This window comes from Spirilliplanes yamanashiensis, from assembly GCF_016863475.1.
Classification (GTDB): domain Bacteria; phylum Actinomycetota; class Actinomycetes; order Mycobacteriales; family Micromonosporaceae; genus Spirilliplanes; species Spirilliplanes yamanashiensis.
Genome location: NZ_BOOY01000036.1, coordinates 19,682 through 43,937, shown reverse-complemented (window position 1 = coordinate 43,937; position 24,256 = coordinate 19,682). Strand labels below are relative to the sequence as shown.

The 24,256-nt window shown below is 74.8% G+C and carries 23 protein-coding genes; 7 read left to right on the top strand and 16 right to left on the bottom strand.

What is annotated here, in order from left to right:
• Positions 1-55: 55 nt before the first annotated feature.
• The 5 genes from efeB to Sya03_RS25060 form a co-directional block, all read right to left on the bottom strand.
• Positions 56-1,324 carry an iron uptake transporter deferrochelatase/peroxidase subunit gene (gene efeB, locus Sya03_RS25080; RefSeq protein ID WP_203940870.1) on the bottom strand — a complete coding sequence of 423 codons (1,269 nt, stop codon included), beginning with the start codon at positions 1,322-1,324 and terminating at the stop codon, positions 56-58.
• Positions 1,321-2,457, bottom strand: a complete 1,137-nt coding sequence (gene efeO, locus Sya03_RS25075) for an iron uptake system protein EfeO (protein ID WP_203940869.1) — start codon at positions 2,455-2,457, stop codon at positions 1,321-1,323. Before efeO ends, efeB begins: the two co-directional genes overlap by 4 nt.
• Positions 2,458-2,466: 9 nt before the next feature.
• Positions 2,467-3,330 carry an iron uptake transporter permease EfeU gene (gene efeU, locus Sya03_RS25070; protein WP_203940868.1) on the bottom strand — a complete coding sequence of 288 codons (864 nt, stop codon included), beginning with the start codon at positions 3,328-3,330 and terminating at the stop codon, positions 2,467-2,469.
• 123 nt (positions 3,331-3,453) lie between these two features.
• Entirely contained in the window at positions 3,454-3,666 is a 213-nt protein-coding gene (locus Sya03_RS25065; RefSeq protein WP_239107820.1) for a DUF397 domain-containing protein, read from the bottom strand.
• A gap of 31 nt (positions 3,667-3,697) precedes the next feature.
• Entirely contained in the window at positions 3,698-4,567 is an 870-nt protein-coding gene (locus Sya03_RS25060; protein ID WP_239107819.1) for a helix-turn-helix domain-containing protein, read from the bottom strand.
• Positions 4,568-4,691: 124 nt separating this feature from the next.
• Here Sya03_RS25060 and Sya03_RS25055 point away from each other — a divergent pair, with 124 nt between their 5' ends.
• Positions 4,692-4,988 (top strand): hypothetical protein, encoded by a 297-nt coding sequence (locus tag Sya03_RS25055; RefSeq protein ID WP_203940866.1) that lies wholly within the window; start codon positions 4,692-4,694, stop codon positions 4,986-4,988.
• 157 nt (positions 4,989-5,145) lie between these two features.
• Here the strand turns inward: Sya03_RS25055 and ahcY are convergent, their stop codons facing one another.
• From ahcY to Sya03_RS25005, 10 genes are all read right to left on the bottom strand, one after another.
• Positions 5,146-6,630: an adenosylhomocysteinase gene (ahcY, locus tag Sya03_RS25050; protein ID WP_203940865.1), complete on the bottom strand. Its 1,485-nt coding sequence runs from the start codon at positions 6,628-6,630 to the stop codon at positions 5,146-5,148.
• Between the two features lie 275 nt (positions 6,631-6,905).
• A complete protein-coding gene (gene manA, locus Sya03_RS25045; protein WP_203940864.1) occupies positions 6,906-8,054 on the bottom strand; it encodes a mannose-6-phosphate isomerase, class I in 1,149 nt (382 codons plus the stop codon).
• On the bottom strand, positions 8,054-9,019 hold the full coding sequence (locus tag Sya03_RS25040; protein WP_203940863.1) for a cation diffusion facilitator family transporter: 966 nt from the start codon (positions 9,017-9,019) through the stop codon (positions 8,054-8,056). Before Sya03_RS25040 ends, manA begins: the two co-directional genes overlap by 1 nt.
• Positions 9,016-10,239: an SIS domain-containing protein gene (locus tag Sya03_RS25035; protein ID WP_203940862.1), complete on the bottom strand. Its 1,224-nt coding sequence runs from the start codon at positions 10,237-10,239 to the stop codon at positions 9,016-9,018. Before Sya03_RS25035 ends, Sya03_RS25040 begins: the two co-directional genes overlap by 4 nt.
• Positions 10,239-10,430: a Trm112 family protein gene (locus Sya03_RS25030; RefSeq protein ID WP_203940861.1), complete on the bottom strand. Its 192-nt coding sequence runs from the start codon at positions 10,428-10,430 to the stop codon at positions 10,239-10,241. The genes Sya03_RS25035 and Sya03_RS25030 overlap by 1 nt, the downstream gene beginning before the upstream one ends.
• Positions 10,431-10,522: 92 nt before the next feature.
• Positions 10,523-11,899: a phosphomannomutase/phosphoglucomutase gene (locus tag Sya03_RS25025; protein ID WP_203940860.1), complete on the bottom strand. Its 1,377-nt coding sequence runs from the start codon at positions 11,897-11,899 to the stop codon at positions 10,523-10,525.
• Positions 11,892-12,656 (bottom strand): endonuclease V, encoded by a 765-nt coding sequence (locus tag Sya03_RS25020; RefSeq protein ID WP_203940859.1) that lies wholly within the window; start codon positions 12,654-12,656, stop codon positions 11,892-11,894. The genes Sya03_RS25025 and Sya03_RS25020 overlap by 8 nt, the downstream gene beginning before the upstream one ends.
• On the bottom strand, positions 12,653-13,105 hold the full coding sequence (locus tag Sya03_RS25015) for a hypothetical protein (RefSeq protein ID WP_203940858.1): 453 nt from the start codon (positions 13,103-13,105) through the stop codon (positions 12,653-12,655). The genes Sya03_RS25020 and Sya03_RS25015 overlap by 4 nt, the downstream gene beginning before the upstream one ends.
• Entirely contained in the window at positions 13,098-17,030 is a 3,933-nt protein-coding gene (locus Sya03_RS25010; RefSeq protein WP_203940857.1) for a toxin glutamine deamidase domain-containing protein, read from the bottom strand. The genes Sya03_RS25015 and Sya03_RS25010 overlap by 8 nt, the downstream gene beginning before the upstream one ends.
• The gene (locus tag Sya03_RS25005) at positions 17,027-17,353 is read right to left on the bottom strand and encodes a hypothetical protein (protein ID WP_203940856.1); all 327 of its coding nucleotides are present in this window, start codon (positions 17,351-17,353) and stop codon (positions 17,027-17,029) included. The genes Sya03_RS25010 and Sya03_RS25005 overlap by 4 nt, the downstream gene beginning before the upstream one ends.
• 88 nt (positions 17,354-17,441) lie before the next feature.
• Here Sya03_RS25005 and Sya03_RS25000 point away from each other — a divergent pair, with 88 nt between their 5' ends.
• From Sya03_RS25000 to Sya03_RS24975, 6 genes are all read left to right on the top strand, one after another.
• On the top strand, positions 17,442-18,623 hold the full coding sequence (locus tag Sya03_RS25000; protein ID WP_203940855.1) for an SUKH-3 domain-containing protein: 1,182 nt from the start codon (positions 17,442-17,444) through the stop codon (positions 18,621-18,623).
• 90 nt (positions 18,624-18,713) lie between these two features.
• A complete protein-coding gene (locus Sya03_RS24995; protein WP_203940854.1) occupies positions 18,714-19,994 on the top strand; it encodes a GAF domain-containing protein in 1,281 nt (426 codons plus the stop codon).
• A gap of 38 nt (positions 19,995-20,032) precedes the next feature.
• Positions 20,033-21,556, top strand: a complete 1,524-nt coding sequence (gene exaC / locus Sya03_RS24990; protein ID WP_203940853.1) for an acetaldehyde dehydrogenase ExaC — start codon at positions 20,033-20,035, stop codon at positions 21,554-21,556.
• 4 nt (positions 21,557-21,560) lie between these two features.
• The gene (locus Sya03_RS24985; RefSeq protein ID WP_203940852.1) at positions 21,561-21,935 is read left to right on the top strand and encodes a DUF779 domain-containing protein; all 375 of its coding nucleotides are present in this window, start codon (positions 21,561-21,563) and stop codon (positions 21,933-21,935) included.
• A 38-nt stretch (positions 21,936-21,973) separates the two neighbouring features.
• Positions 21,974-22,717, top strand: a complete 744-nt coding sequence (locus tag Sya03_RS24980; RefSeq protein ID WP_203940851.1) for a type 1 periplasmic-binding domain-containing protein — start codon at positions 21,974-21,976, stop codon at positions 22,715-22,717.
• Between the two features lie 27 nt (positions 22,718-22,744).
• On the top strand, positions 22,745-23,749 hold the full coding sequence (locus Sya03_RS24975; RefSeq protein ID WP_203940850.1) for a hypothetical protein: 1,005 nt from the start codon (positions 22,745-22,747) through the stop codon (positions 23,747-23,749).
• 15 nt (positions 23,750-23,764) lie between these two features.
• Here the strand turns inward: Sya03_RS24975 and Sya03_RS24970 are convergent, their stop codons facing one another.
• Complete coding sequence (locus Sya03_RS24970; RefSeq protein WP_203940849.1) at positions 23,765-24,247, bottom strand: hypothetical protein; 483 nt, start codon at positions 24,245-24,247, stop codon at positions 23,765-23,767.
• Positions 24,248-24,256 lie beyond the last annotated feature (9 nt).

The window sequence follows — 24,256 nt, the reverse complement described above, 5'->3', positions numbered from 1 at the left end:
ACCCAATATTGCACTGTCGCGCACACGGTCCGCATCACCCCCGCCGATCTTGTGCTCAGGCGAGCAGGGCCGCGCCCCAGAAGTCGTCGCCGCCGGTGACGCCGGGCGGGACGGCGAACAGGCCGCTGGAGACGTGCCGCAGGTACTCGTTCATCACGTCGTGCCGGGCGAGCTGCTGCTGGACCGGCACGAACGCCGTCCGCGGGTCGCGCTGGTAGGCGATGAAGAACAGCCCGGCGTCGAGCCGGCCGAGCCCGTCGGAGCCGTCGACGAAGTTGTAGCCGCGGCGCAGCATCCGCGCGCCGTTGTTCGAGCTGGGGTGCGCGAGCCGCACGTGGGCGACCTCGGCGATCACCGGCGCGCCCTCGGACTGCAGCGCGAAGTCGGGCTCGTCGAACTCGCCGCCGCCGCTGAGCGGGGCGCCGCTGCCCTTGGTGCGCCCGACGATGGCCTCCTGCTCGCGCAGCGAGGTGCGGTCCCACGTCTCGATGATCATCCGGATCTTGCGGGTGACCAGGTAGGAGCCGCCGGTCATCCACTCCGGGCCGTCGCCGGGCTGCACCCACAGGTGGTCGCGCAGCAGGTCCGGCTCCTCGGCCTTGAGGTTGGCGGTGCCGTCCTTGAAGCCGAACAGGTTGCGCGGGGTGGCCTGGTCGACCGAGGTGGACGAGGTGCGCCCGAAGCCGAGCTGCGACCAGCGGACGCTGACCACGCCCATGCCGATGCGGGCGAGGTTGCGCACGGCGTGCACGGCGACCTGGGGGTCGTGCGCGCAGGCCTGGACGCACAGGTCGCCGCCGGAGATGGCCGGGTCGAGGGCGTCGCCCGGGAAGCGCGGCAGGTCGGCCAGGGCGGCGGGCCGCCGGTCGCGCAGCCCGAACCGCCCGTCGAACAGGCTCGGGCCGAAGCCGACGGTGAGCGTCAGGCCGGACGGGGGCAGGCCGAGCGCCTCGCCGGTGTCGTCGGGCGGCGCCTCGGGGACGCCGTTGACCGCCCCGATCTCGCCGGCGTCCCGGCCGGCGGTCATCCGGGCGGCGGCCGCCGTCCACGCCTGGAGCATGGCGACGAGCCGGGCGCGGTCCTTCGTGATCACGTCGAACGCCACGAAGTGCAGCCGGTCCTGGGCGGGGGTGACGATGCCGGCCTGGTGGGCGCCGGTGAACGCCACGGCGCCGCCCGGCTGCGCGGCGGGGCCGCCCTCGCCCTGGACGGACCGCCCGGCGAGGGCGCCGCCGGCCGCGGCGACCCCGGCCAGCCCGACGCCGGCGCCCGCGACCGCGAGCGCCCGGCGCCGGGAGAAGCCGCTGGTGGCCGGTCCGGTCACTTGGCGACGACCGCCGCGACCTTGCTGATCGGCTCGGCGAGCGCGTTGATCGCGTCCGACAGGCCCTTCTTGTCCGCCTCGGTCAGCTCGGTGTGCAGCTTGTAGCCGTCGCCGACCTGGTACTCGGCGAGCGCGGCCTCCACGTTGGCGAACTCGGTGTCCAGCGTGGCGACCAGCGCCGGGTCGCGCTGCTCGAGCGCCGGGCGCAGCGCGGCGATGGCGGCCTTCGAGCCCTCGACGTTGGCGTCGAAGTCCCACAGGTCGGTGTGCGAGTAGCGGTCCTCCTCGCCGGTGATCTTGCCGGTGGCGACCTCGTCGAGCAGCTCCTTGGCGCCGTTGGCGAGGTTGAGCGGCGACAGCGTCTCGGCGTTCGCCTTGGCGACGATCTCCTCGACGTCGGCCATCAGCCGGTCGGCCATCGGGCCGGACTTCGAGACGTCGCCGGTGACCCAGAGGTCCTTCTCGATGCGGTGGAAGCCGGTGAACTCCATGCCCTCCTCGACGACCTCCTCGCGGCCGTCGATCTTCGGGTCGAGGTCGCCGAAGATCTCGGCGACGGGCTCGATCCGCTCCCAGTACGTGCGGGCCACCGGGAACAGGGCCTTGGCCTTGTCGACCTCGCCCTTCTTGACGGCGTCGACGAACTCGCGGGTCTTGTCCAGCAGCGCGGCGGTCTGGCTCTTGACGTAGCGCGAGTAGCTGTCGGTCGCCTCCTTGAGGGCGGCGTCCTCGGTCAGCGGCGCCGCCGAGCCGCTGACGGTGAGCGCGGACCGGATGCCCTTGCCGACCATGCCGGGCTTGCAGGCGGTCTCGTAGCTGCCGGCCTTCAGCTCGACGCGCATCTCGCGGGTCAGGCCGGGGGCGATGTTCTCGACCTCGGCCATGACCCGGTCGCCCGGGGCGTACACGTAGAACTCGGTGACCTTGGTGCCGCCGTTGGTGACGCTGAAGACGGACGTGCCGGCGTCCACGGTGTCGCGGGCGACCTCGCACGCGGTGTCGCTGGCCGTGACGGCGATCGGCCCGCCGGCCGCCGGCGCGCCGGCCGGGCCGGACTCGTCGGCGCAGGCCGCGAGGCCGCCGCCGGCCAGCAGCCCGGCCGCGGCCAGGGCGATCATCTTGGGGGTACGCATCGGATGCTCCTACTGCTGCGGCGCGGGCGCCGGGGTGGTTGCGGGGGTGGTGCCGGCCGCGGCCGGGGTGCGGCGCGCCGGCCGCAGGAACAGCAGCAGGACGGGCACGCCGTAGCCGAGCCAGGCCACGACCTCGAGCACCGTCGGCGCCGGGGTGATGTTGAACATGCCGGCCAGCAGCGCGCCGTACCAGGACGAGGGGTCGAGCACGCCGCTGATGTCGAAGGCGACGTCGGTGAGCCCGGGCAGCGCGCCGGCCTCCTGGAAGTCGTGCACGCCGTACTTGAGGATGCCGGCGGCCACGAGAATGAGCAGGGCGCCGGTCCAGGTGAAGAACGTGGACAGGTTGATCCGCACGGCGCCCGCGTACAGCACCCAGCCGATGGCGACCGCGGTGGCGATGCCGCCGAGCAGCGCGTACAGCGGCCCGGCCGTGGTGGCGGCGCCCTGCACGGCCGAGTAGAAGATGAGCGACGTCTCCAGGCCCTCGCGGACGACCGCGAGGAACGCCATGACGGCGACCGCGACGGACCCGACGGCCAGCGCGTCGGTGAGCCGGCTGCGCAGCTCGCCCGCGATGGACCGGGCGGCCGAGCGCATCCAGAAGATCATCCAGGTGACGAAGACGACCGCGAGGACGGACGTGACCGCCTCGAACAGCTCGCGGTGCTCGTACTTCGCCAGCAGGGTCGTCGAGGTGTAGCTGAGCAGCCAGCCGACGAGGACGGACAGCGCGACGGCCGCGCCGACGCCGGCCCACACCTGCACCAGCCGGTCGCGGCGCTCGGCCTTGACCAGGAAGGCGACGAGGATGCTGACGACGAGGGTCGCCTCCAGGCCTTCGCGCAGGCCGATGAGATAGGTGGCGAACATCGTGGCTCCAGCCGTGGCAAGGCATCCCTAACTTAGGGCTGCCTCACCTTAACCACCGGTCGCTCCACGGCGTCAAGCTGCGGGACAGTCGGTCCTGTCACACAACCGTCATATTCGCGGGCCTCAGGCGGGGCGGTCGAACTCCCCCGCGCGCACGCCGGCGACGAAGCGCCGCCACACGTCGTCGCCGAACCGCAGCTCGGGCCCGGCGGGGTCCTTGGAGTCGCGCACCCGCACCTCCAGCGGCGACATCGCCACCTCGACGCAGTGACCCGCGGCCGCGCTGCGGGAACTCTTGCGCCAGCCGCGGCCGGTGCCGATCGCACGGTTGTTCAACGTTGCGCCCTTTCGCGTACTCCCCGGGCACTCAACGCGCGGCGGCCCGCCGGGTGATCGGCGGACCCCCAACGGGTGACAGGGCGCCGCCCAGCTCGGCCAGCAGGGCCCGCGAGTCGTCCTCGCCCAGCGCGCGGCGCCGCAGGTCGGCGAACACGTCGCGGTGGACGCGCACCTCGGCCGGGCGGCTGCGCAGCGCCCCGCCGGTGAGGTTCTCGGTGTGCACGACCGGCTCGCGGCCGTCGGCGAACGCGAAGACGGTGAACGCCCCGGCCAGCCCGCCGTGCACGCCGGCCGAGAACGGCAGCACCTGCACGGTGACGCCGTCGCGCCCGGCCACCTCGGCGAGCCGGTGCAGCTGGCGGCGCATGACCGCCGGGCCGCCGACCTCGCGGCGCAGCGCCCCCTCGTCGACGACGACGCGCAGCACCGGGCGCGGGCGCCGGGTCAGCACGGCCTGCCGCGCCATCCGCAGGGCGACCCGGCGCTCCACCACGTCGGGATCGCGCGACTCCAGGCCCGCCTCGACCACCGCCCGGGCGTACTCGTCGGTCTGCAGCAGGCCGGGCACCACCTGCGGCTCCCACTCGTCCATCACGGCGGCCTCGGCCTCCAGGGCCACGTACTCGTCGTAGGGGTCGCTGACCGCCGCCCGGTACGGGCTCCACCAGGCGCGCCCGCGGCCGCGGCCGGCGAGCTGGCGCAGCCGGTCGCGGTCGTCGTCGCCGACGCCGTACACGGTCAGCAGCCGTTCGAGGTCCGCCACCGCGATGCCGGTGCGGGCCGTCTCGATGCGCGACAGCTTCGACTCCGACCAGCCGAGCGCCCGGGCGATCGGGGCGGCCCGGCGGTCGCCGCGCAGCCGCCTCAGCTCGGCCGCCAGGTGCCGCCGGGTGTCCACACCGCACACTCTAGCGACTACTTCGTGCAATCGACACGACACAATCTGCACTTGCATGTTCGGGATGCAGGTGAACTAATGGGGACAAGGCGACCGCCCGTGCGGTGACTTCGGGGAGGCCACCATGCAGGAGCCCGACGCGCAGGACCTGCCCTGGCAGCTCCATCTCGGCCGGGTGCACGTGGAGGAGAAGCCGACACTGGTCGGCCTGTACCGCGACGCCACGGGCTCCGAGCCCGGCCGCCTCGTCGCCTGGGTCGTGGCCCTGCCGGAGGGCGGGGCGGTGCTGCTGCCCGTCGACGGCCCCGACAAGCGCCCCGTCCTGACCACGCTGCGCGGCATCCGCCGGCGCTGGGCCCGCGCGCTGGGCGCCAAGCTGGTGCGCGTCACCGGCCGGGAGGCGCTGCACCTGGCGGCCTAGGGACGCGGCCGCGTGCCCGGGCGCCCACGAGGCCACGGGCGCGCGGCCGATCACGAACCGGGGGGCGGACCGGTAGCGGCAACTGCCGGTTCGCCTTTCCTCCCATGGGAAAGGGGGCCCCAGCGGGGCCCCCTTTTCTCGCGCGTGTGCCGCCGGATCAGTAGCGGTAGTGCTCCGGCTTGTACGGGCCCTCGACCGGGACGCCCAGGTAGGAGGCCTGCTCCTTGGTGAGCTCGGTCAGCTTGGCGCCGAGCGCGTCCAGGTGCAGCCGGGCGACCTTCTCGTCGAGGTGCTTCGGCAGCGTGTAGACGCCGATCGGGTACTCGTCGATCTTCGTGAACAGCTCGATCTGCGCGATCGTCTGGTTCGCGAAGCTGTTGCTCATGACGAACGACGGGTGACCGGTCGCGTTGCCCAGGTTGAGCAGGCGGCCCTCGCTCAGCACGATGATCGAGTGGCCGTCGGCGAAGCGCCACTCGTCGACCTGCGGCTTGATGGTCTCGCGGGTGACGTCCGAGCGCTTCGCCAGGCCGGCCATGTCGATCTCGTTGTCGAAGTGGCCGATGTTGCCGACGATGGCCTGGTGCTTCATCCGGGCCATGTGCTCGTTGGTGATGACGTCGAAGCAGCCGGTCGCCGTGATGAAGATGTCGGCGGTCTCGACCACGTCCTCGAGGGTGGCGACCTGGTAGCCGTCCATCGCGGCCTGCAGCGCGCAGATCGGGTCGACCTCGGTGACGATGACCCGGCCGCCCTGGCCGCGCAGCGACTCGGCGCAGCCCTTGCCGACGTCGCCGTAGCCGAGGACCACGCACACCTTGCCGCCGATGAGGACGTCGGTGGCGCGGTTGATGCCGTCGATCAGCGAGTGCCGGCAGCCGTACTTGTTGTCGAACTTGCTCTTGGTGACCGAGTCGTTGACGTTGATCGCCGGGAAGAGCAGGGTGCCGTTCTGCAGCATCTCGTAGAGACGGTGCACGCCGGTGGTGGTCTCCTCGGTGACGCCCTTGATGTCGGCGGCCACGCGGGTCCAGCGCTGCGGGTCCTCGGCGAGGGAGCGGCGCAGCAGCTCCAGCACGACCGCGTACTCCTCGGAGTCCGTGTCCGCGGTGTCCGGCACGCTGCCGAGCTTCTCGAACTCGGCGCCCTTGTGGACGAGCAGGGTGGCGTCGCCGCCGTCGTCGAGGATCATGTTGGGACCCCCGCCGTCCGGCCAGAGCAGCACCTGCTCCGCGCACCACCAGTACTCCTCGAGGGTCTCGCCCTTCCAGGCGAAGACCGGCACGCCGGCCGGCGCCTCGGGGGTGCCCTCCGGGCCGACCGCGATGGCGGCGGCGGCGTGGTCCTGGGTGGAGAAGATGTTGCAGGAGGCCCAGCGGACCTCGGCGCCCAGCGCCGTCAGCGTCTCGATCAGCACCGCGGTCTGGATCGTCATGTGCAGCGAGCCGGTGATCCGCGCGCCGCGCAGCGGCTGGGAGGCCGCGTATTCGCGGCGGATGGACATGAGGCCGGGCATCTCGTGCTCGGCCAGCTGGATTTCCTTGCGCCCGAACGCGGCGAGCGACAGGTCCGCGACCTTGAAGTCGCCCTCGGCGACGGTGAGCGGCCGGGGAGAGCCGGTGGCCGGGAGGGTGCTCGTCATGAAAACTCCTGTCAGACGTCTCGACTGCGCCACCAACCATACGCGGCTGGTCGGGTCGCCTGCTCAACGGCTGCAGGGGCCGGAACGTAGCGCACGGGACGGCAGGTGAACCTGCCGCCCCGTGCATCCCCCCGGTTTGGTAACCGCACAGCCCGTGATGACCCCCCGACCACCACGGCGCTGCGTAGTTAAAGAGTCACATTGCGTGAAGGGACGTGTCAAGGAAAATGGCGAAATTTCGCCTAGGACCTTGTTGTCCCTGTTTGCGGGAGCGGTCAGACCCCCGCCGACGCGATGTACACCACACCCGCACCGGCCACCGTCAGCGGCCCGTCCTCCGCCGGCGCGAACCCCGCCCGGCCCGGCGCCACCTCGAGGCCGTCCACCGTCACTGCCCCCGCCGCGCCCAGCGCGATCCGCGGCCCGGCCAGGTCCACCGTCACCGGGGCGCCGCCGACGGTCACCCGGTGCAGCGCGAAGTCGCGGATCGGCACCGGCCACCGCACCACCCCCGGCGCGACCTCCTCGGCCGGCACCACCGGGTCGTCGAGGACCTCGAACCGCAGCACCCGCAGCAGCTCGTCCACCTCGATGCGCTTCGGCGTCAGGCCGCCGCGCAGCACGTTGTCGCTGGCCGCCATGATCTCCACGCCCGCGCCGCGCAGGTACGCGTGCAGGTTGCCCGCCGGCATCCAGATGGCCTCGCCCGGCTCCAGGCGCACGTGGTTCAGCAGCAGCGCCACCAGCACACCCGTGTCGGCCGGGTAGTGCGCCGCCAGGTCCGTGGCGAGCGCGTGGTCGGCCGCGTACCGCTCGTCGGGCTCGGCGGCCACCACCCGCGCCACCAGCTCGCGGCGCTCGTCCTCCGGCCACGTCAGCAGCGCCGCCACCGCGTCGCGCAGCCCCGCCGGGCCCGCCCGCAGCGCCGCCACCACCGGCGCCAGCTCCGGCAGCCCGAACGACGTCAGCACGGCGGCCGACACGTCCGGCGCCCGGAACCCGCACAGCGCCGCGAACGGCGTCAGCGCCACCAGCAGCTCCGGCTTGTGGTTCGGGTCGGTGTAGATGCCCCGGCCCGGGCCCGCCTGCTCCGCCGCGTACCCCTCCCGGGCCTGCTCGATCGTCGGGTGGGCCTGCAACGACAGCGGGGCGTCCGCCGCCAGCACCTTCAGCAGGTACGGCAGCCGCGCCCCGAACTCGTCCACGACCCGCTCGCCCACGGTCGCCTTCGGGTCGGCCGAGATGAGCGTGTCCAGCCGGGCCGGGCCCTCCGGCAGCTCCACCGTCGCCGGGTCGCCCGGGTGGGCGCCCAGCCACAGCTCCGCCTCCGGCCCGTCGCTCGGCACCGCCCGGCCCTGCAACCCGGCCAGGAAGGTCGTCGACCCCCACGCGTACGGCCGGACGGCCCCTCGCAGCTCGTGCATCACTGTCCCCCGTCGGCGGCGGCCTTCGCACCGCTGGCCGCCGGACCGGTCGCCGCCCGGTAGATGTCCGGCTCCAGGTAGATCACCCGGGCGATCGGGACGGCCTCGCGGATGCGCCGCTCCGTCTCGTCGATCTGCGCCGCGATCTCCTCGGCCGTCGCCGAGCGCCCGACCGCGATCTTCGCGGCCACCAGCAGCTCCTCGGGGCCCAGGTGCAGCGTCTTCATGTGGATGACGCGCTCGACGCCCGGGGCGGCGGTGATCGCGGCCTCGATCCGCGCGGTCTCCTCCGGCCCGGCGCCCTCACCCAGCAGCAGCGACTTCGTCTCCACGGCCAGGATGAAAGCGATCGTCACCAGCAGCAGGCCGATCATCGCGGTGCCCGCCGCGTCCCACCGGCCGTCGCCCGTGGCCAGCGTCATCGAGACGCCGAACAGCGCCAGGATGAGGCCGATCAGCGCCCCGAGGTCCTCCAGCAGCACCACCGGCAGCTCGGGCGCCTTGGCGCGGCGCACGAAGTCCGGCCACGACGCGGTGCCGCGTACGTGGTTCGACTCCTTGATGGCGGTCCGGAACGAGAACGACTCCAGCCCGATCGCGACGACCAGCACCGTCACCGGCACCCACTGATACTCGGTGATGCCCTCCGGGTGGCTCCACTTGTGGTACGCCTCGTACAGCGCGAACAGGCCACCCACGCTGAACAGCACGATCGCCACGATGAACGCGTAGATGTAGCGCTCGCGCCCGTACCCGAAGGGGTGTTCCGCCGTGGCCCGGCGCTTCGCGCGCTTGCCGCCCAGCAACAGCAGCGCCTGGTTGCCGGAGTCGGCGACCGAGTGGATCGACTCGGCCAGCATCGACGACGAGCCCGTCAGCACCCACGCGACGAACTTCGTGGCCGCGATGCCCAGGTTCGCCAGCAGCGCCGCGATGATCGCCTTCGTACCGCCGGAGGCACTCACGGCCGGCCCTCGGCGATCGGCGTACTCAGCTCCTTCATCTCCGTCACGGCCGGCACGGCCATCGGGTCGAGACCGTGCGCCAGCGCCAGGTACAGCGACGCGAAGTCCGGCACCGCCACCAGCGACGCCAGCCGCTCCAGGGCGGAGCCGCCCTCGGCGGTCACCACGTCGCAGCGCACCCCGCGCCGCTCCGCCAGCGTCTGGATGGCGTCGGCGCGGCGCTCCTCGACGGCCACCGGCTCGTCGGCGTCGTCCTCCGGGTTCAGGCCGCCGTCGCGCAGCAGCACCACCCGCAGCCGGGTGGGGTCGCCGTCGCCCTCGTCGGGGTCGGCGAAGATGTCCCGGTTCGACTCGGCGAGCCCGCCGAACACCCCGTCGAGCAGGCCGACGCGGCCGCGGCCGGCCTCGCCCAGCGCGCCCGCGATCACCGGGTAGCGGGCGTTCGCGGCCAGCGTGTCCGCGAACCGGCGGGCGGCCACCGTCGCCAGCGGCGACGACCCCCACACCACCGGCACCGAACCGGCCAGCCCCAGCGCCAGCGACTTGGCCGGGTTCACGAAGCTCTCGGCGCCCGGGCGGCACCGCTCGGCGTCCGCGTCGAGCCGGGCCGCGGTCTCCGCCAGGTCCGCCTCGTTGACCTTGACCAGCCCGAGGGTACGGGCGGCGAGCAGCACCGGGACGGTCAGCGCCCACAGGCTGGCGCGGGCCGGCGCCCGGCGCGGCACCGCGATGAACGGCGCCCGCGCGCGCTCGGCCACGCCCTGCAGCTCGGAGTCGGGCGGCCCCACGGCCACCAGCCGGGCGCCCCGGCGGGCGGCGGCGTCGGCCGCGCCCAGCGCCTCGGGGCTGCGCCCGGACGCCGACACGGCGATCACCACGTCGGCGGCGCCCACCCAGCCGGGCACGCCCGCGCTGCGGTGCGCGATCACCGGCACCGGGCAGCGCGGCCCGGCCACCGTGGCGAGCACGTCACCGGTGCGCCCGGCCGTGCCGATGCCCGCGATGACGACGGCGCGCGGGCGGCCGTCGTCCTCCAGGGCCCGCAGGTCCGTCTCGGCGGCCATCGCGGCCGACTCGCGCACCTGCGCCCCGGCCGACGCGGTCGCCCGCAGCATCTCGCCCGGGTCGTTGGCCAGCAGGTACGACTCGTCGTCCAGGAGTTCCTCGTCGGCGACGCGGCGGCCGGTCAGCCCCGCCGTCCCATCGATCGGGCTGCCCATCAGTTCCCGCCTTCCTCCGTCGGTCCCCCGGTGGCCTCGTCCAGCAGCAGCACCGGGATGTCGTCGCGGATCGGGAAGACCCGGCCGCACTCCGTGCAGGTGAGGGTCTGCGCGCTCGCGTCGTGCTCGAGGGGCGCGTGGTGGGTGTCGGGGCAGGCCAGGATCTCCAGCAACTGCGGGTCGAGGGCCACCGGACGGCTCCTTTGTCGTGTTGTCCCAGGCTGCGCGGCCGCACGCGGTGGGGCCCCGCGCAGCCCGTCGCAATCAGGCTGCGCGCAGGATCCTACCCACGCACGATCGCCAGAACCTCATCCCGCAGTGCCGCCATGCGGTCCGGCTTCGGGCCCTCCACATTGAGGCGCAGCAGCGGCTCCGTGTTGGACGCCCGCAGGTTCAGCCAGGCGCCGTCGTCGAACCGGACCGTCAGCCCGTCCAGCTCGTCGGTCTCCGCGTCCGGGTACGCCGCCCGCACCTTCGCCACGCTCGCCTGCTGGTCCGCCACCGTCGAGTTGATCTCGCCCGACGCGGAGTAGCGCTCGTACCCGGCGCCCAGCTCCGACAGCGGCCGGCCCTGCTCGCCCAGCGCCGCCAGCACGTGCATCGCCGCCAGCATGCCGGTGTCGGCGAACCAGAAGTCCCGGAAGTAGTAGTGGGCCGAGTGCTCGCCGCCGAACACCGCGTTCGTGCGCGCCATCTCCGCCTTGATGAACGAGTGCCCCACCCGGCTGCGCACCGGCGTCCCGCCGTTCTCGGCGATGATCTCCGGCACCGCCGCCGAGGTGATGAGGTTGTGGATCACCGTGCTGCCCGGGTGCTTCGCCAGCTCCCGCGCCGCCACCAGCGCCGTGATCGCCGACGGCGACACCGGGTCGCCGTGCTCGTCGATCACGAAGCACCGGTCCGCGTCGCCGTCGAACGCCAGCCCGATGTCCGCCCCGTGCTCCTTGACGGCCGCCTGCAGGTCCAGCAGGTTCGCCGGCTCCAGCGGGTTCGCCTCGTGGTTCGGGAAGTTGCCGTCCAGCTCGAAGTACATCGGCACGATGTCCAGCGGCAGCGCCGGCAGCTTCGCGTCGCCCAGCACCGCCGGCACCGTGTGCCCGCCCATGCCGTTGCCCGCGTCCACGACCACCTTCAGCGGCCGGATGCCCGACAGGTCCACCAGCGTGCGCAGGTGCGCCGCGTACTCGCCGAGCACGTCGCGGTGCTCCACGTCCGCCGGCACCTCCGGCAGCTGCGCCGTGTCCAGCAGCTCCTGCGCCCGGTCCCGGATCCACGCCAGCCCGCTGTCCTGCCCGACCGGCCGCGCCCCCGACCGGCACAGCTTGATGCCGTTGTACTGCGCCGGGTTGTGGCTCGCCGTGAACATCGCCCCCGGCAGCCCGAGCTGCCCCGACGCGAAGTACAGCTGATCCGTCGACCCCAGCCCGGTGTGCAGCACCGCCGCCCCGGCCGCATTGGCGCCCGCCGCGAACGCGTCCGCCAGCGCCGGCGACGAGTCCCGCATGTCGTGCGCGATGACGATCCGCCCGGCGTCCTCCCCGGAGTCGCGCAGCATCTCGACGAACGCCGAACCCAGCGCCCGAGCAACCGGCTCGTTCAGCTGGTCCGGGACAGTGCCGCGCACGTCGTACGCCTTGACGAAGCGTGACAGATCAGACAACGCCGGCTCCCTTGCCACGATGTGCCGTTGACGGGCCGAGAGTAGCGGAGCCCCGAACCGCCGGAGACGCACTGCCGATCTGTCCGCCGACCGTGGCACCCCGCAACGCGGCACGGCACGCCTGGTCAGCGGCCCGCGTACTCTCCGGCAGCCGGAAACCCCGCGCCAGCCCGATCGTGATCTTCACCGCATCGCCCAGGTGGATCCGGTGCCCCACGGACACGAACACCGGCTTGACGCCGTCCCGCGTCCGCACCACCCGGCCCACCTCCTCACCACCGTCGACCAGCGCCGCCGAGTCACCCCTGGTCGGCCCGGGCTCGGCCCACGCCCCCACCAACGGCGTCTTGGCCACCCCGAACGCCGGCCGCCCGGTCACCACCCCGAGATGGCACGCCAGCCCGAACCGGCGCGGATGCGCCACCCCGTGCCCGTCGCACACCAGCACGTCCGGCTCCACCCGCAACCGCCCAAGGGCGTCGAGCAACGCCGGCACCTCCCGGAACGCGAACAACCCCGGCACGTACGGGAACGCCGCCCGCCCCACCGTCACCGCCAGATCCACGACCTCGTGCGTCCGCACGTCGAGCACGACCGCCGCGGCGGCGAGCCGCTCCCCGTCCTCGTGGTACGCCACGTCCAGCCCGGCCACCGTCCGCGGCACGACGGCCCCCTCGGCGGCCTGCTCGACCCGCGCCCGCAACGCGTCCTGGACCGCCAGCGCCTCGGCCTCGGTGGTCGGCCAGGGGGCATTCACGCCGCGCCGCCCTCGCGCTCGAGCAGGTCGGGGTCGGCGGCGGGGTTGCCCTCGGCCCGCAGCCGCTCCTCGACCATCCGGTACGTCCGCCGCCAGATGCCCCGGATGAGCGCGACCTCGGCGGGCGTCAGCGCGCGGCCCTCGTCGCGGGCTGTGGCGCGCAGCGCGTCGGCGGTCTCGTACAGCGCGGCGACCGCCCCGTCGGCGACCTTCCACCGGGCACGCCACTGCTCCGTCGTCTCGACGAAGGCCTGCGGCGTCCGCACGTAGCTGTCCTCGCCCCGGGCGAACAGGACGTCGCCGGCCAGGTCGTCGCGCCGCTCCCAGGCCCCGGTCTCGGAGGACGCCCGCCAGACCACCATGCCGCCGTCCGGGGTGGCGAGGATCTTGACCGGAGCCCCGTAGTGCTCGTGATACGACGGGAGGACCAGACCGGGATACTCAGGCACGCCCGCGCCCCTCACCCATCGACGACATCAGTGCTTCGTGGAAGCTGTGCTGCTCGAGGCGAAGTATGCCATTCACCAGCGACCGCTCCGTCGTCGTCAGACGCCGGCCGCCCGCCGCCGCCAGAGCCTTCAGGTCCCGCCGGACCTCGAACAGCGCGTGCTCCCAGGCAGCCACCTCGTCGATCGCGGCCAGGTGCAGCCGGAACTCCCCGATGTGGCCGTTGGACAGCCGCACCAGCATCTGGACGTCGCGGTATCCGCTCCGCATCGGGCCGAGGAAACGGTCCTCGAACCGCACCAGCGTGATCCCGGGTGTCCCGGTCAGCACCGCGAGCGCCTCGTACAGGTCGGCCACGGTGCCGAACTCCACCTTCGCGCCGGCCAGGTCGGTCAGCCGCGCGACGTCGCCGTCGTAGTCGGCCACCTTGTCCAGCGCCCGTCGCCGGTCCTTCTCCGCCGTCCGCCACCCCGCCCGGGCTCCCGGGAACCGATCGGCGAGGGACTGCGCCCACCCGTTCAGTTCCTGCTGCGCCACCCTCGCCGCGGCGTACAGGTCGTCGAGATAGGCGGCGACGTACGTGTCGTCGCGGCGGCGGGCGAGGTCGAAGCCCTCCTGCCCGGTCGTGGGCACCGGCACTGCGGCGGCCGCGCTGATCGCGGCCTGGCGGTCCGTCAGCGGCGCCGGCGGCGGATTCGGGTTGTCCGCGACCTCGGCCACGTCCGCTTCGGCGACGATCTCGGCCAGGGCCGCGACGGCCTCCGGGTGCTCCGCCACGTGCAACAGGGTGAGCGGGCGGGCGAGCAGGCTGTCGTGCAGTTCCGGCGACCGTTCGATGACCGCGAGCAGGCCGGGCCGCCGGGGCAGGTCCCGGACGAGCCGTTCCGCCAGCAGGGGTTCGCCGTTCGCGGGGTCGGCCCACGCCCGCTCCAGGGCGGACCGTGCCGTTGGGTCGGCGAATAACGCCGCCGCCCGCGCCGCATCGGCGGACGACAGGCCCGGCCACAGGCGGGCCACCGTCGCGGCATCCAGGTGCGCCGCGAGGTCTGCCGGCCGGACGCCCGCGGCGAAGGCCGCCTCCAGGTCCGGCGCGCCCGCGATCACCGCGGGTATCGAGCCGTCCGAGGCGTCGAGGGCGGCCTGGGCGGCGAGGCGTCGCGCACGCACGTCCGGCGCGCCGCCCGGGGCGGCCCCCGCGGGCGAGGTGTCCAGGACGCTCAGCGGGGTCCGGTCCGTCGGCGGGGTGGGCGGCGCGTCGAGCGGCGGGAGCGCCGACCACGCGCCCGGCGGGCGTTCCGGCAGCGGCGCCGGGATGCCGTCCGGGCCCAGCATCAGGGCGTCGAACCGGGAGACGCCCGTGTACAGCGGGCCGGTGTCCGACACCACGCCGCGCTGCGGGTCGACCCACAGGACCGTGCCGTCCTGGTTGACCGCCGTCCACGCGTGCGCGGAGCCGTCCGGCCAGCCGTTGATGATCAGGGCCATCGAGCCCGGGCCCGCCGTACGCAGCTGGGCGTCCAGGGCGGCGAAGGCGTCCGCCGTCTGCCGGGCCGCCACGTCCGCGGGCAGGGCGGTGACGTCGGCCAGGACCGTCTGGTAGCGGCCGCCCGTGACCTGCTCCGCGCGGCGCGGGCCGTTCCGCTCGCCGCCGGGCGGGCGGCTCACGTCCGCGGCCAGGTAGCCGTCGAAGGTGCGCGGGGCCGCGACGTGCGGGCGGCCGTGCAGCCACGTGTCGTAGAACGACAGGACGCAGTCCTGGCAGTTGACGGCCCGCGTGGGGTCGGCGCCCGGGCCGCCGTCGTTCGCCAGGCGCAGCCAGGTGCCCTCGCGCGGGTCCGGGGTGCGCAGCGGGCGGCCCGCGGTGTCGCGCGGGAGCGCCGCCTCCAGGTCGCGCTGGTGGACGGCGAGCGGTTCGCGCAGGCCGCCGGCCAGCCCGTACGGGCGCCGGGACGCCGCCGACGGTGGGTCGTCCGGGCCGGTCGGCGTCGGCACCGGGCCCTCGTCGTCGGGGTGCGCGCCGCGCCCGCCGTCGCCCGCTAGGAGCGCGTCGCGCTCGGCGTGCCAGTGGTCGGCGTTGGCCTGTTCGGCGCGGTGCCGGGACCACCAGCGCTGGGCCGCCTCGGGCTCGCCGCGGGCCTCGTGGTGCACGGCCCAGTCCCGGGAGACCGCGGCCGCCGCCGACCACGCCTGGGCCTGCCGGTCGGCGTCGTGGGCGGCGGTGGCGCCGGTGCGCAGCAGGCGGGCCCAGCCGGCGTGGGCGCGGCGCCGGCGGGTGTCGGCGGCCTCCGCCGGGTCAGGGACGGCGACGGGCAGGCCGAGGTACGGGACCACCGCGTGCGGCGGCGGCGCGGGTCCGTCGTCGTCGGCGGGCAGGTCGGAGCCGGGGGACGGCGGGCGCGGCGGGCCGCCGGCCGGAGCGCCCGGCGACGACGGTCCGGAGTGGACAGCCGTGGCGGGAGCCGGCGCGGGGGCCACCGCTGGATGAGTGGCGGGCGTCGAGGGCAGCGCGCCCGACGGCGGCGCCGCGGGAGGCAAGGGAGACGCACCCGGCGGTGGCGGTGAAGGCGCAACCGCCGGCGGCCCGGCCGGTGCCGGCGCACCCGGCGGCATCGCCCCCGCAGCCACGGGTGCTGCGGCTGACGAGGGTCCGGACAGCGAGGCCGGCGACGAAACCGGAAGCGCACCGGGCGACGAGGGCTGCCCGCCCGACGGCGCAAGAGGTGTCGACACCCCCGGCGATGCCGGTGAGGTCACCGCACCCGGCGCCGGAGGGGAAAGGGAGGTCACCGCACCCGGCGCCGAAGTGGGCAGGGAGGCGTCCCTCTCGGACGATGCGAACCGCCCGGCCACCGCGACCGACTCCACGGCAACCCCCGCGGAGCCCCTCGCACCAGACGGCCTGGGATCCGACACCGACACGGCGGAGGTGGGAGACGCGCCCGTCACCCCGCGAGGAACGCCCGGCTCAGCAGGAAGGGCAGCCGGAGGCAGCGCCTCCAGCCGCCCGCCCAGCGCGTCGGTGGCCTGCGTCGTCACGGAGCTGCGCGTCCCTGACACCGCACTGCTCCCCATCTCCCCCAGGTCACTGAGCTCCCCCGAGACGGCGAGGGACGCCGCGTTCGACGCCAGGACCTCGCCGCCCATCTCGCGGGCGACGTTCTCCAGGAAGGTGTTGCCGCGGCCGTGCCGTCCGAGGGACGCGAGCGGGGCGGCGGCTCCGCCGGCGAGGCCGCCGGCGGCGGCGTCGCGGACGGCGAGCCAGTCGAGGTCGTCGCGGCGGCTGTGGGTGAGTTGGTGGTGCTGGACGGCGAGCTGGGTGGCGGCCTCCGCGGCGCCCTCCTCGGCCGCGGACAGCGCGAGCCGGGCGGGGCCGCGCAGCGACGCGGCGCTGAGCTTGGCGAGCAGGCGCCGGAAGATGCGGGTGATGGCGAAGCGGGTGGCGGCGACGATCGGGCCGGCCGCGCCGGCGGCGGCGCCGGCCGTGCACAGGGCGGCGGCGGCGAGGGCGGCGAGTTCGGCGGCGAAGATGCCGACCTCGATCCAGACCTCGAGTTTGGCGGCCTCGATGTCGGTGCCGCAGCCCTCGACGACGGTGGCGAGTTCGCGGGTGGCGGCGATGAGGGCGGGCAGGGGCGCGTCGGGGCCGTCGGTGAGGCCGTGCCAGGCGTCGCCGAAGGCGGCGGCCAGGTCGGTGTCGCCGCCGAGGGCGGCCCAGGTCTCGTGGGCGGCGCGGGCGGCGTCGGACTGCGGGGCGGCCAGGGCGTCGGCGACGGTGTGCCACTGGTCGGCGAGATCCCAGACGGTGGTCTCGTCGCCGTCGGGCCAGTCGACGCCGAGGGCGAACTCGAACAGGCCGCGGGCCCAGCCGGGGACGTCGAACCAGAGGCAGTCGAGCGGGTGCGGGACGGGGCTGGGCAGCACGCTCACCGGCGCGCCCCGCGGACGCGTTCGCCGCCCTGGGCATCGGCCGCGGTGAGGTCGGCGACGCCGGTGACGGCGGCGGCGCCGAGGGCCTCGACGTACGCGGCGATGGTCTGCCAGGCGTCGAGGACGGCCTGCGCGCCGGGGGCGTACGTGCGGTGGAAGGCCGCGCCGAGGTCGTCGCCGCCCCACGGGCGGGCCTGGCCGGCGGCGTCGAGGGCGGCGCCGAGGCCGGCGCGGACGGCGGCGATCTGCCGCCCGGCGTCGGCCAGGTCGCGCCCGCCGCGGTGGGCCCGCGCCGGGTCGAGCCGGATCTCGTGACCGCTCACGCGGCACCCCTCTCCCCCGCCGTCTCCCCACCCCGGACCGGCACATTACCGGCCCCCACCGCCCCGCGTGGTCCGTTACGGTTCCCCTGTGGACAGTCGGGGGATCAGCCGCGCCGAGGCGGACGCGCTGGCGGTGGCGTGGGGCGCGCGGGTCGTCGAGTTCGACCTGGGGTTCCTGATCCGGCCGGTGTCCACAGGCGACGGACAGCTGCCCGGCGACGGCACGCCGACGGTGATCGACCGCGAGACCGGCGAGCTGTCGCACTGGCCGGCGGTGCCCGACGAGGTGGTGCTGCGCGACGTCCGCGCGCACCGGGCGGCCCGGGCGGGGGTGGTGCGCACGGCCGACCCGGCGGTGCGGCTGCGGCGCGCGCTCACCCGGTCGGGGCTGGCCGCGGCGGTGTGCACGATCAGCACGCCGGCGGGCCTCGTGACGGCGCACGGGGCGAAGGGCGACCAGGAGCTGCGGCACCATCCGCTGGTCCGCGCCCACCTGCGCGGGCAGCCGCGGCTGACCCGCGGGGCGGAGCGGCACGCGGAGCTCGTCGCCGTCTCCGACGCGCTGCACGAGGCGGACCGGCGCCGCGCGGCCGCGGGTCGGCCGCCGCTGGACCTGCCGTCGGCCCGGGCCTGGTTCTCGGGTACGCCGTGGGAGGTCACGCTGCTGCGCGAGCCGGGCGACCCGGCGACGGGGGCCGGCCGGCCGCCGTGCGAGACGTGCGTCCGGGCGCTGGTCGCGTTCGGGCTGCTGCCCGCGGCGGCGCTGGGCTGGGCGGCGGCCACCCCGGCGGTGCCGGCGGCGCCGCTGCCGCCGTCGGTGGGCACCGCCGGGTTCGCGCCCGGGGTGGCGGCCGTGCTGGCGGGTGCGGGCTGGGCGCCGCTGAGCGACCGGGCCGGGCGGGCGCGGACGGCGGTGGCCGGGCTGCCGTCGTTCCCGGCGGCGGAGCGGGCGCTGGCGCTGGTGCCGTCGGCGGACTGTGCGCACCGCGGCCCCGGCGAGCGGCTGTGGGTGCGCCGGTTCGTAATCTCGCCGGCCGCGGCGGCGCACAGCTGGGCGACCCTGGCCGAGTTCGGGCGGGTGCTGGGCAGCCGGCTGTTCCCGATCGGCGCCGAGGACGGCGACGGGGTCCTCGCGATCGACGAGCGGAGCCGGGTGTTCGCCCTCGACCAGGCCGGCGAGTGGTACCTGGGCACGGGCCTGCCGCAGGCGCTGTCCACGCTGGTGCTGGGCCGCGACGCGCCGCGGGTCCGCGACGACGGCACCTGGTAGGCCGGCTACCGACGCACCCGACCCTCACGCACCGTACAGAACTTGTCGATGTACGTGACGGCGGTCACGATAGGGGTCGAGGAGGCGCCGATGTCCAACCCGTGGCTGGCCCTCGCCCTCGGCACCGACCCGGCCGAGCGCAGCACGCAGGTACGGCGGGCCCACGAACGGTTCCTGACCGGTGACCGCACCGCCGGCCAGGTCCGCAGCGTGGTCGAGGACTCCTGGCGCCGGTCCGCGGGCGCGCTCGTCAGCCCCGACCGGTGCGCCCCCATCGAGCTCAGCGACGACGAGCTGGACGCCTACCGCGCCGCCCACCCCCTGGCGCGGGTGCTGCCGCTGTTCCGGCAGCTGCTCGGCGGCATCGCCGACGACGGCGAGCAGATGATGGCCGTGTGTGACGCCGCGGGCCGGCTGCTGTGGGTGGAGGGGCACGCGTCCGTGCGCCGGGCCGCCGAGGGCATGAACTTCGTGCCGGGCGCCCGCTGGGACGAGGAGCACGCGGGCACCAACGCGCCCGGCACCGCGCTGGCCGTCGACCACCCGCTGCAGATCTTCGCCACCGAGCACTTCAGCCGGCCGGTGCAGCGGTACACGTGCGCGGCCGCCCCGATCCACGACCCGGCGACCGGGCTGCTGCTCGGCGCGATCGACGTGACCGGCGGCGACCACCTGGCCAACCCGCACAGCCTGGCGCTGGTGCAGGCGACCGCGCTGGCCGCCGAGGCGTACCTGGCGGCGCACCCCGCCCCCGCCCGGGCCACCGCCCACGCCACCCTGCTCGGCCGCGACGAGGCGGTGCTGACGGTCGACGGCCGCCCGATCCGGCTGGGCCGACGGCACTCCGAGCTGCTGTTCCTGCTGCTCGCCCAGCCGGAGGGCCGCACCGGCGACCAGCTCGGCATCGACCTGTACGGCGACGACGTCAACCCGGTGACGGTGCGCGCGGAGCTGTCCCGGCTGCGCCGGGTGCTCACCGACGCGCTGCTCGACTCGCGCCCGTACCGGCTGCGGGTCCGCGTCGAGTCGGACGTGACGACGGTGCAGCGGCACCTGGAGAACGGGCGGGCGGCCGCCGCGCTGGCCGCGTACCCGGGGCCCCTGCTGCCCGGCTCCGACGCACCCGGCGTCGCGCGACGGCGCCGGCTGCTCGACGGCCAGCTGCGCGCCGCGGTCCTGGCGAGCCGCGACCCGCGGCTGATGCAGACGTGGCTGCGCGCGGAGTGGGGCGCCGACGACCTGGAGATGTGGCAGGCCTACACGTCCCTGCTGCCGGCGAACTCCCCCCGCCGCCCGATCGCCGCCCACCGCGTCAACCAGCTCAACGCCGAGTACGGACTTGCAACGGGGCTGCAACGTCCGCGTCATTAGCGTCCGCCGTACCCGACAACGAGGTACGGAGGCTCTCCATGACCGTGTACGCGCCGCCCGGTTCCGACGGCAGCATCGTCTCCTACGAGACCCGGTACGACCACTACATCGGCGGCGAGTACGTGCCCCCGGCCCGCGGCCAGTACTTCGAGAATCCGTCGCCGGTCAACGGCCGCCCGTTCTGCGAGGTGGCCCGCGGCACGGCGGAGGACGTGGAGAAGGCGCTGGACGCCGCGCACGGCGCCGCCGAGGCGTGGGGGAAGACGTCCGTGGCGACGCGGGCGAACATCCTGAACAAGATCGCCGACCGGATGGAGGCGAACCTCGAGAAGCTCGCCGTCGCCGAGGCGTGGGAGAACGGCAAGGCGGTCCGGGAGACGCTGGCGGCGGACATCCCGCTGGCGATCGACCACTTCCGGTACTTCGCCGGCGCGATCCGGGCGCAGGAGGGCGGCCTGGGCGAGCTGGACGACGACACCGTCGCGTACCACTTCCACGAGCCGCTGGGCGTGGTCGCGCAGATCATCCCGTGGAACTTCCCGATCCTGATGGCGACGTGGAAGCTGGCGCCCGCCCTCGCGGCCGGCAACGCGGTCGTGCTGAAGCCGGCCGAGCAGACCCCGGCGTCGATCCACCTGTGGCTGTCGCTGGTGGCGGACCTGCTGCCGCCGGGCGTGCTGAACATCGTCAACGGCTTCGGCGTGGAGGCCGGCAAGCCGCTGGCCAGCTCGAACCGGGTGGCGAAGGTGGCGTTCACCGGTGAGACCACGACGGGCCGGCTGATCATGCAGTACGCCAGCGAGAACATCATCCCGGTGACGCTGGAGCTGGGTGGCAAGAGCCCGAACCTGTTCTTCGACGACGTGTCGCGCGCCGACGACGACTACTTCGACAAGGCGCTCGAGGGCTTCGCGATGTTCGCGCTGAACCAGGGCGAGGTGTGCACCTGCCCGTCGCGGGCGCTGATCCAGCAGGGCCACTACTCGGACTTCCTGGCCGCGGGCGTCAAGCGGGTGGAGAACATCCGGCAGGGCAACCCGCTGGACACCGAGACGACGATGGGCGCGCAGGCGTCGAACGACCAGCTGGAGAAGATCCTGTCGTACCTGTCGATCGGGCGCGAGGAGGGCGCGAAGGTCCTCACCGGCGGCGCCCGCGCCGAGCTCGGCGGCGACCTGGAGGGCGGCTACTACGTGCAGCCGACCATCTTCGAGGGCTCGAACTCGATGCGGATCTTCCAGGAGGAGATCTTCGGGCCGGTCGTGTCGGTGGTGCCGTTCGCCGACTTCGCCGACGGCGTCAAGATCGCCAACGACACCCTGTACGGCCTGGGCGCCGGCGTCTGGACGCGCGACATGAACACCGCGTACCGGGCGGGCCGGGAGATCAAGGCGGGCCGGGTCTGGACGAACTGCTACCACCTCTACCCGGCGCACGCCGCGTTCGGTGGCTACAAGCAGTCCGGCATCGGCCGGGAGAACCACCGGATGATGCTCGACCACTACCAGCAGACGAAGAACCTGCTGGTGAGCTACTCGCCCAAGGCCATGGGCTTCTTCTAAGCCGATGGTGAACCGCGTTGAGGTGACCCCCGCGGCGGCCGAGCTGATCCGGTCGCTGCGGGGGCAGCACGGCCCGCTCATGTTCCACCAGTCCGGCGGCTGCTGCGACGGCAGCGCGCCCATGTGCTACCCGGAGGGCGAGTTCCGCACGGGCCAGTCGGACGTGCTGCTCGAGGAGCTGCGCATCGACGGCGTCGCCGAGCCGGTCACGTTCTGGATGAGCCGGTCGCAGTTCGAGGCCTGGAAGCACACCCACCTGACGGTGGACGTGGTGCCGGGCCGCGGCAGCGGCTTCTCGCTGGAGGCGCCCGAGGGGGTGCGCTTCCTGATCCGCAGCCGGCTGCTGACGGCGGAGGAGACGGCGGAGCTGGACCGGTAGCGGCTCAGGTGCGGGCCGGTTGTGCCGAACAGCCGGGCATGACCGATCTCGCCGTCGTCGTCCCCAGCCGGAACCGCCCCGACCACGCCCGGGACCTGGCCGCCGAGTTCGCCGACACGTGCGCCGCGAAGACGGTGCTGGTGTTCGCCGTGGACGACAGCGACCCGCGCGCCGCCGACTACGGCGTGGCGCTCGACGTGGAGCCCGCCGCCGCGAGCGAGGCCACCGACGCCTACTGGGCCGAGGTGGCCGAGCGCGGCGTCGGCGTGCTGCGCACCGCGAGCAGCACGCCGGAGGAGGCGCTCAACCGGGGCGTCGCCGCCGTCCTCGACGGACTCGGGCCGTGGGCGGTCGGCTACCTGGGCGACGACCACCGGCCGCGCACGCCCGGCTGGGACCGCCGGTTCCTCGACGAGCTGCACGCCCTGGACGGCGGGCTGGTGTTCGCCGAGGACCTGGTGGAGGGCGCGGCGCTGCCCACCCAGATCGCGGTGACCGCGGACGTCGCCCGCGAGCTGGGCTTCCTGGTGCCGCCGGGGGTGTGCCTGCCGTACGCGGGCACGTTCTGGCGCGACCTGGGCACGGCCGCCGGCTGCCTGCGCTACGTCGGGGACGTCGTGGTGGAGCGGCTGACCGCCGCGAGCCACGAGCACGTCGACGAGGCCGGCCGGCACGACCCGAGCCGGGTGGCCTACCGCGCGTACGCGGAGGGGCAGCTGCTCGCCGACGTGGAGCGGGTGCGCAAGCTGACCCGGGGTGTTTCCGGGGTTGCCGCTCAGTAGCGGGCCGGTTGTGCCGAACAGCCGGTCGTGAGCCGATCTGACGCCGCCGACGCCACCACCGCCGACCCGACCGCCGACGCCACCGCGGAGGCCACCGCCGACGCCACCGCCGACGCCACCGCGGCGCTGGCCCGGGCCCGCACGTCCATCGAGGCCGGTGACTTCGCCGCCGCCCGGCAGCTGTGCCGCGACGTGCTCGACGCCGGCACCGGCGGCGCCGTGCAGGACGCGGCGCTGAAGACGCTGCTGCACTCGCTGATCCCGCTCGGCGAGCTGGCCGAGGCGAACCGGACGCTGGACGAGCTGCGCGCCGCCACCGCGTCCGCGCACGACGCCGACGCCTGGGAGGCGCGGCTGCGCTTCGCCGAGGGCGACTGGGCGGCGGTCGTGGAGTGCGCGCAGCGGCTGCCGGCGAGCGAGCAGGCCCGGCGCGACCAGCTCGCCGAGATCGAGATCAAGAGCCTGTTCGCGCTGGGCCGGCACCGGGAGGCCGCGGACCGGCTGCGGGCCTGCCTCGCCGCCGGCACGGTGCCGCTGACGGTGGCCGAGATGGCCGAGGCGCTCGCCGCGGACGGCGGCGGCCTCGCCGAGGCGGTGGCGCGGGTGCCCGCCGCGCAGCGCCGCACCCTGCTCTACGCGGCCCGCGAGGCGCCGGTGGAGTTCGGCGACCAGGTGCTGGAGGCGCTGTGGGAGCTGCCCGGCGAGCAGGACGCCGTGCTGGGCGTGGCCGGCCGGGTCGGCCGGTACCTGCCGCTGCACCGGGCGCTGCTGTGGTCGTCCCGGCTGCGCGAGCACGACCACGCGCTGCAGTGCCCGCTGCTGCGGATCGCCGCCCAGCCGGAGCGCGGCGCGCTGGAACGGGTGCTGGCGGCGGCGCTCGCCCTGGAACGCTTCGACGACGCGGCCGCCCTGCCGCTGCTGAGCGAGGCCCTGGACGAGGTGCCCGCCGAGGAGGAGGCCGCCGTGCTGGCCGAGCTGCGCCAGCACGCGCCGGGCGTGGCGGACGCCGTGGAGCCGGTGCCCGCGGGCTGAGAGGTCGGTGGGGCGTCAGCCGGTGACGAACGCGTAGGCGACGGCCTTCTGCGGGTCGAGCAGCACGTCGTCGAGCTGCCACGAGTTCGTCCACTTGACGCCCGGCGGCACGAGCGGCGTCAGGCCCGGCCACATGCCCTCGTAGTCGAACGCGTCCGCGACCAGCCAGTCGTACTCGGTGGCCAGGCGCTTCGCGTCGGCGGGCTTCAGCTTGATGACCGCCTGGTACTTCTTGCCGGCCGGCGCCGGGGTCTGCCCGCACGCGCCGGGGGCCCGGACCTGCCAGTGGATCGACTCGTACCGGCCGAACGGCTGCAGCTTGGCCGGCAGCGGGAACGCCTCGGTGTGCACCTGGGCCTCCGCGCGCTCCTGCGCCGCCACGCAGTCCGGCGACCCGGCCGCGGGCTCGTCCGAGCCCGCCAGCACGATCGCCGTCGCCCCGCCCGCGCCGACCAGGGCCGCCGCCATCAGGATCACCAGGATCACCCGCTTCGACATGCGACGCAG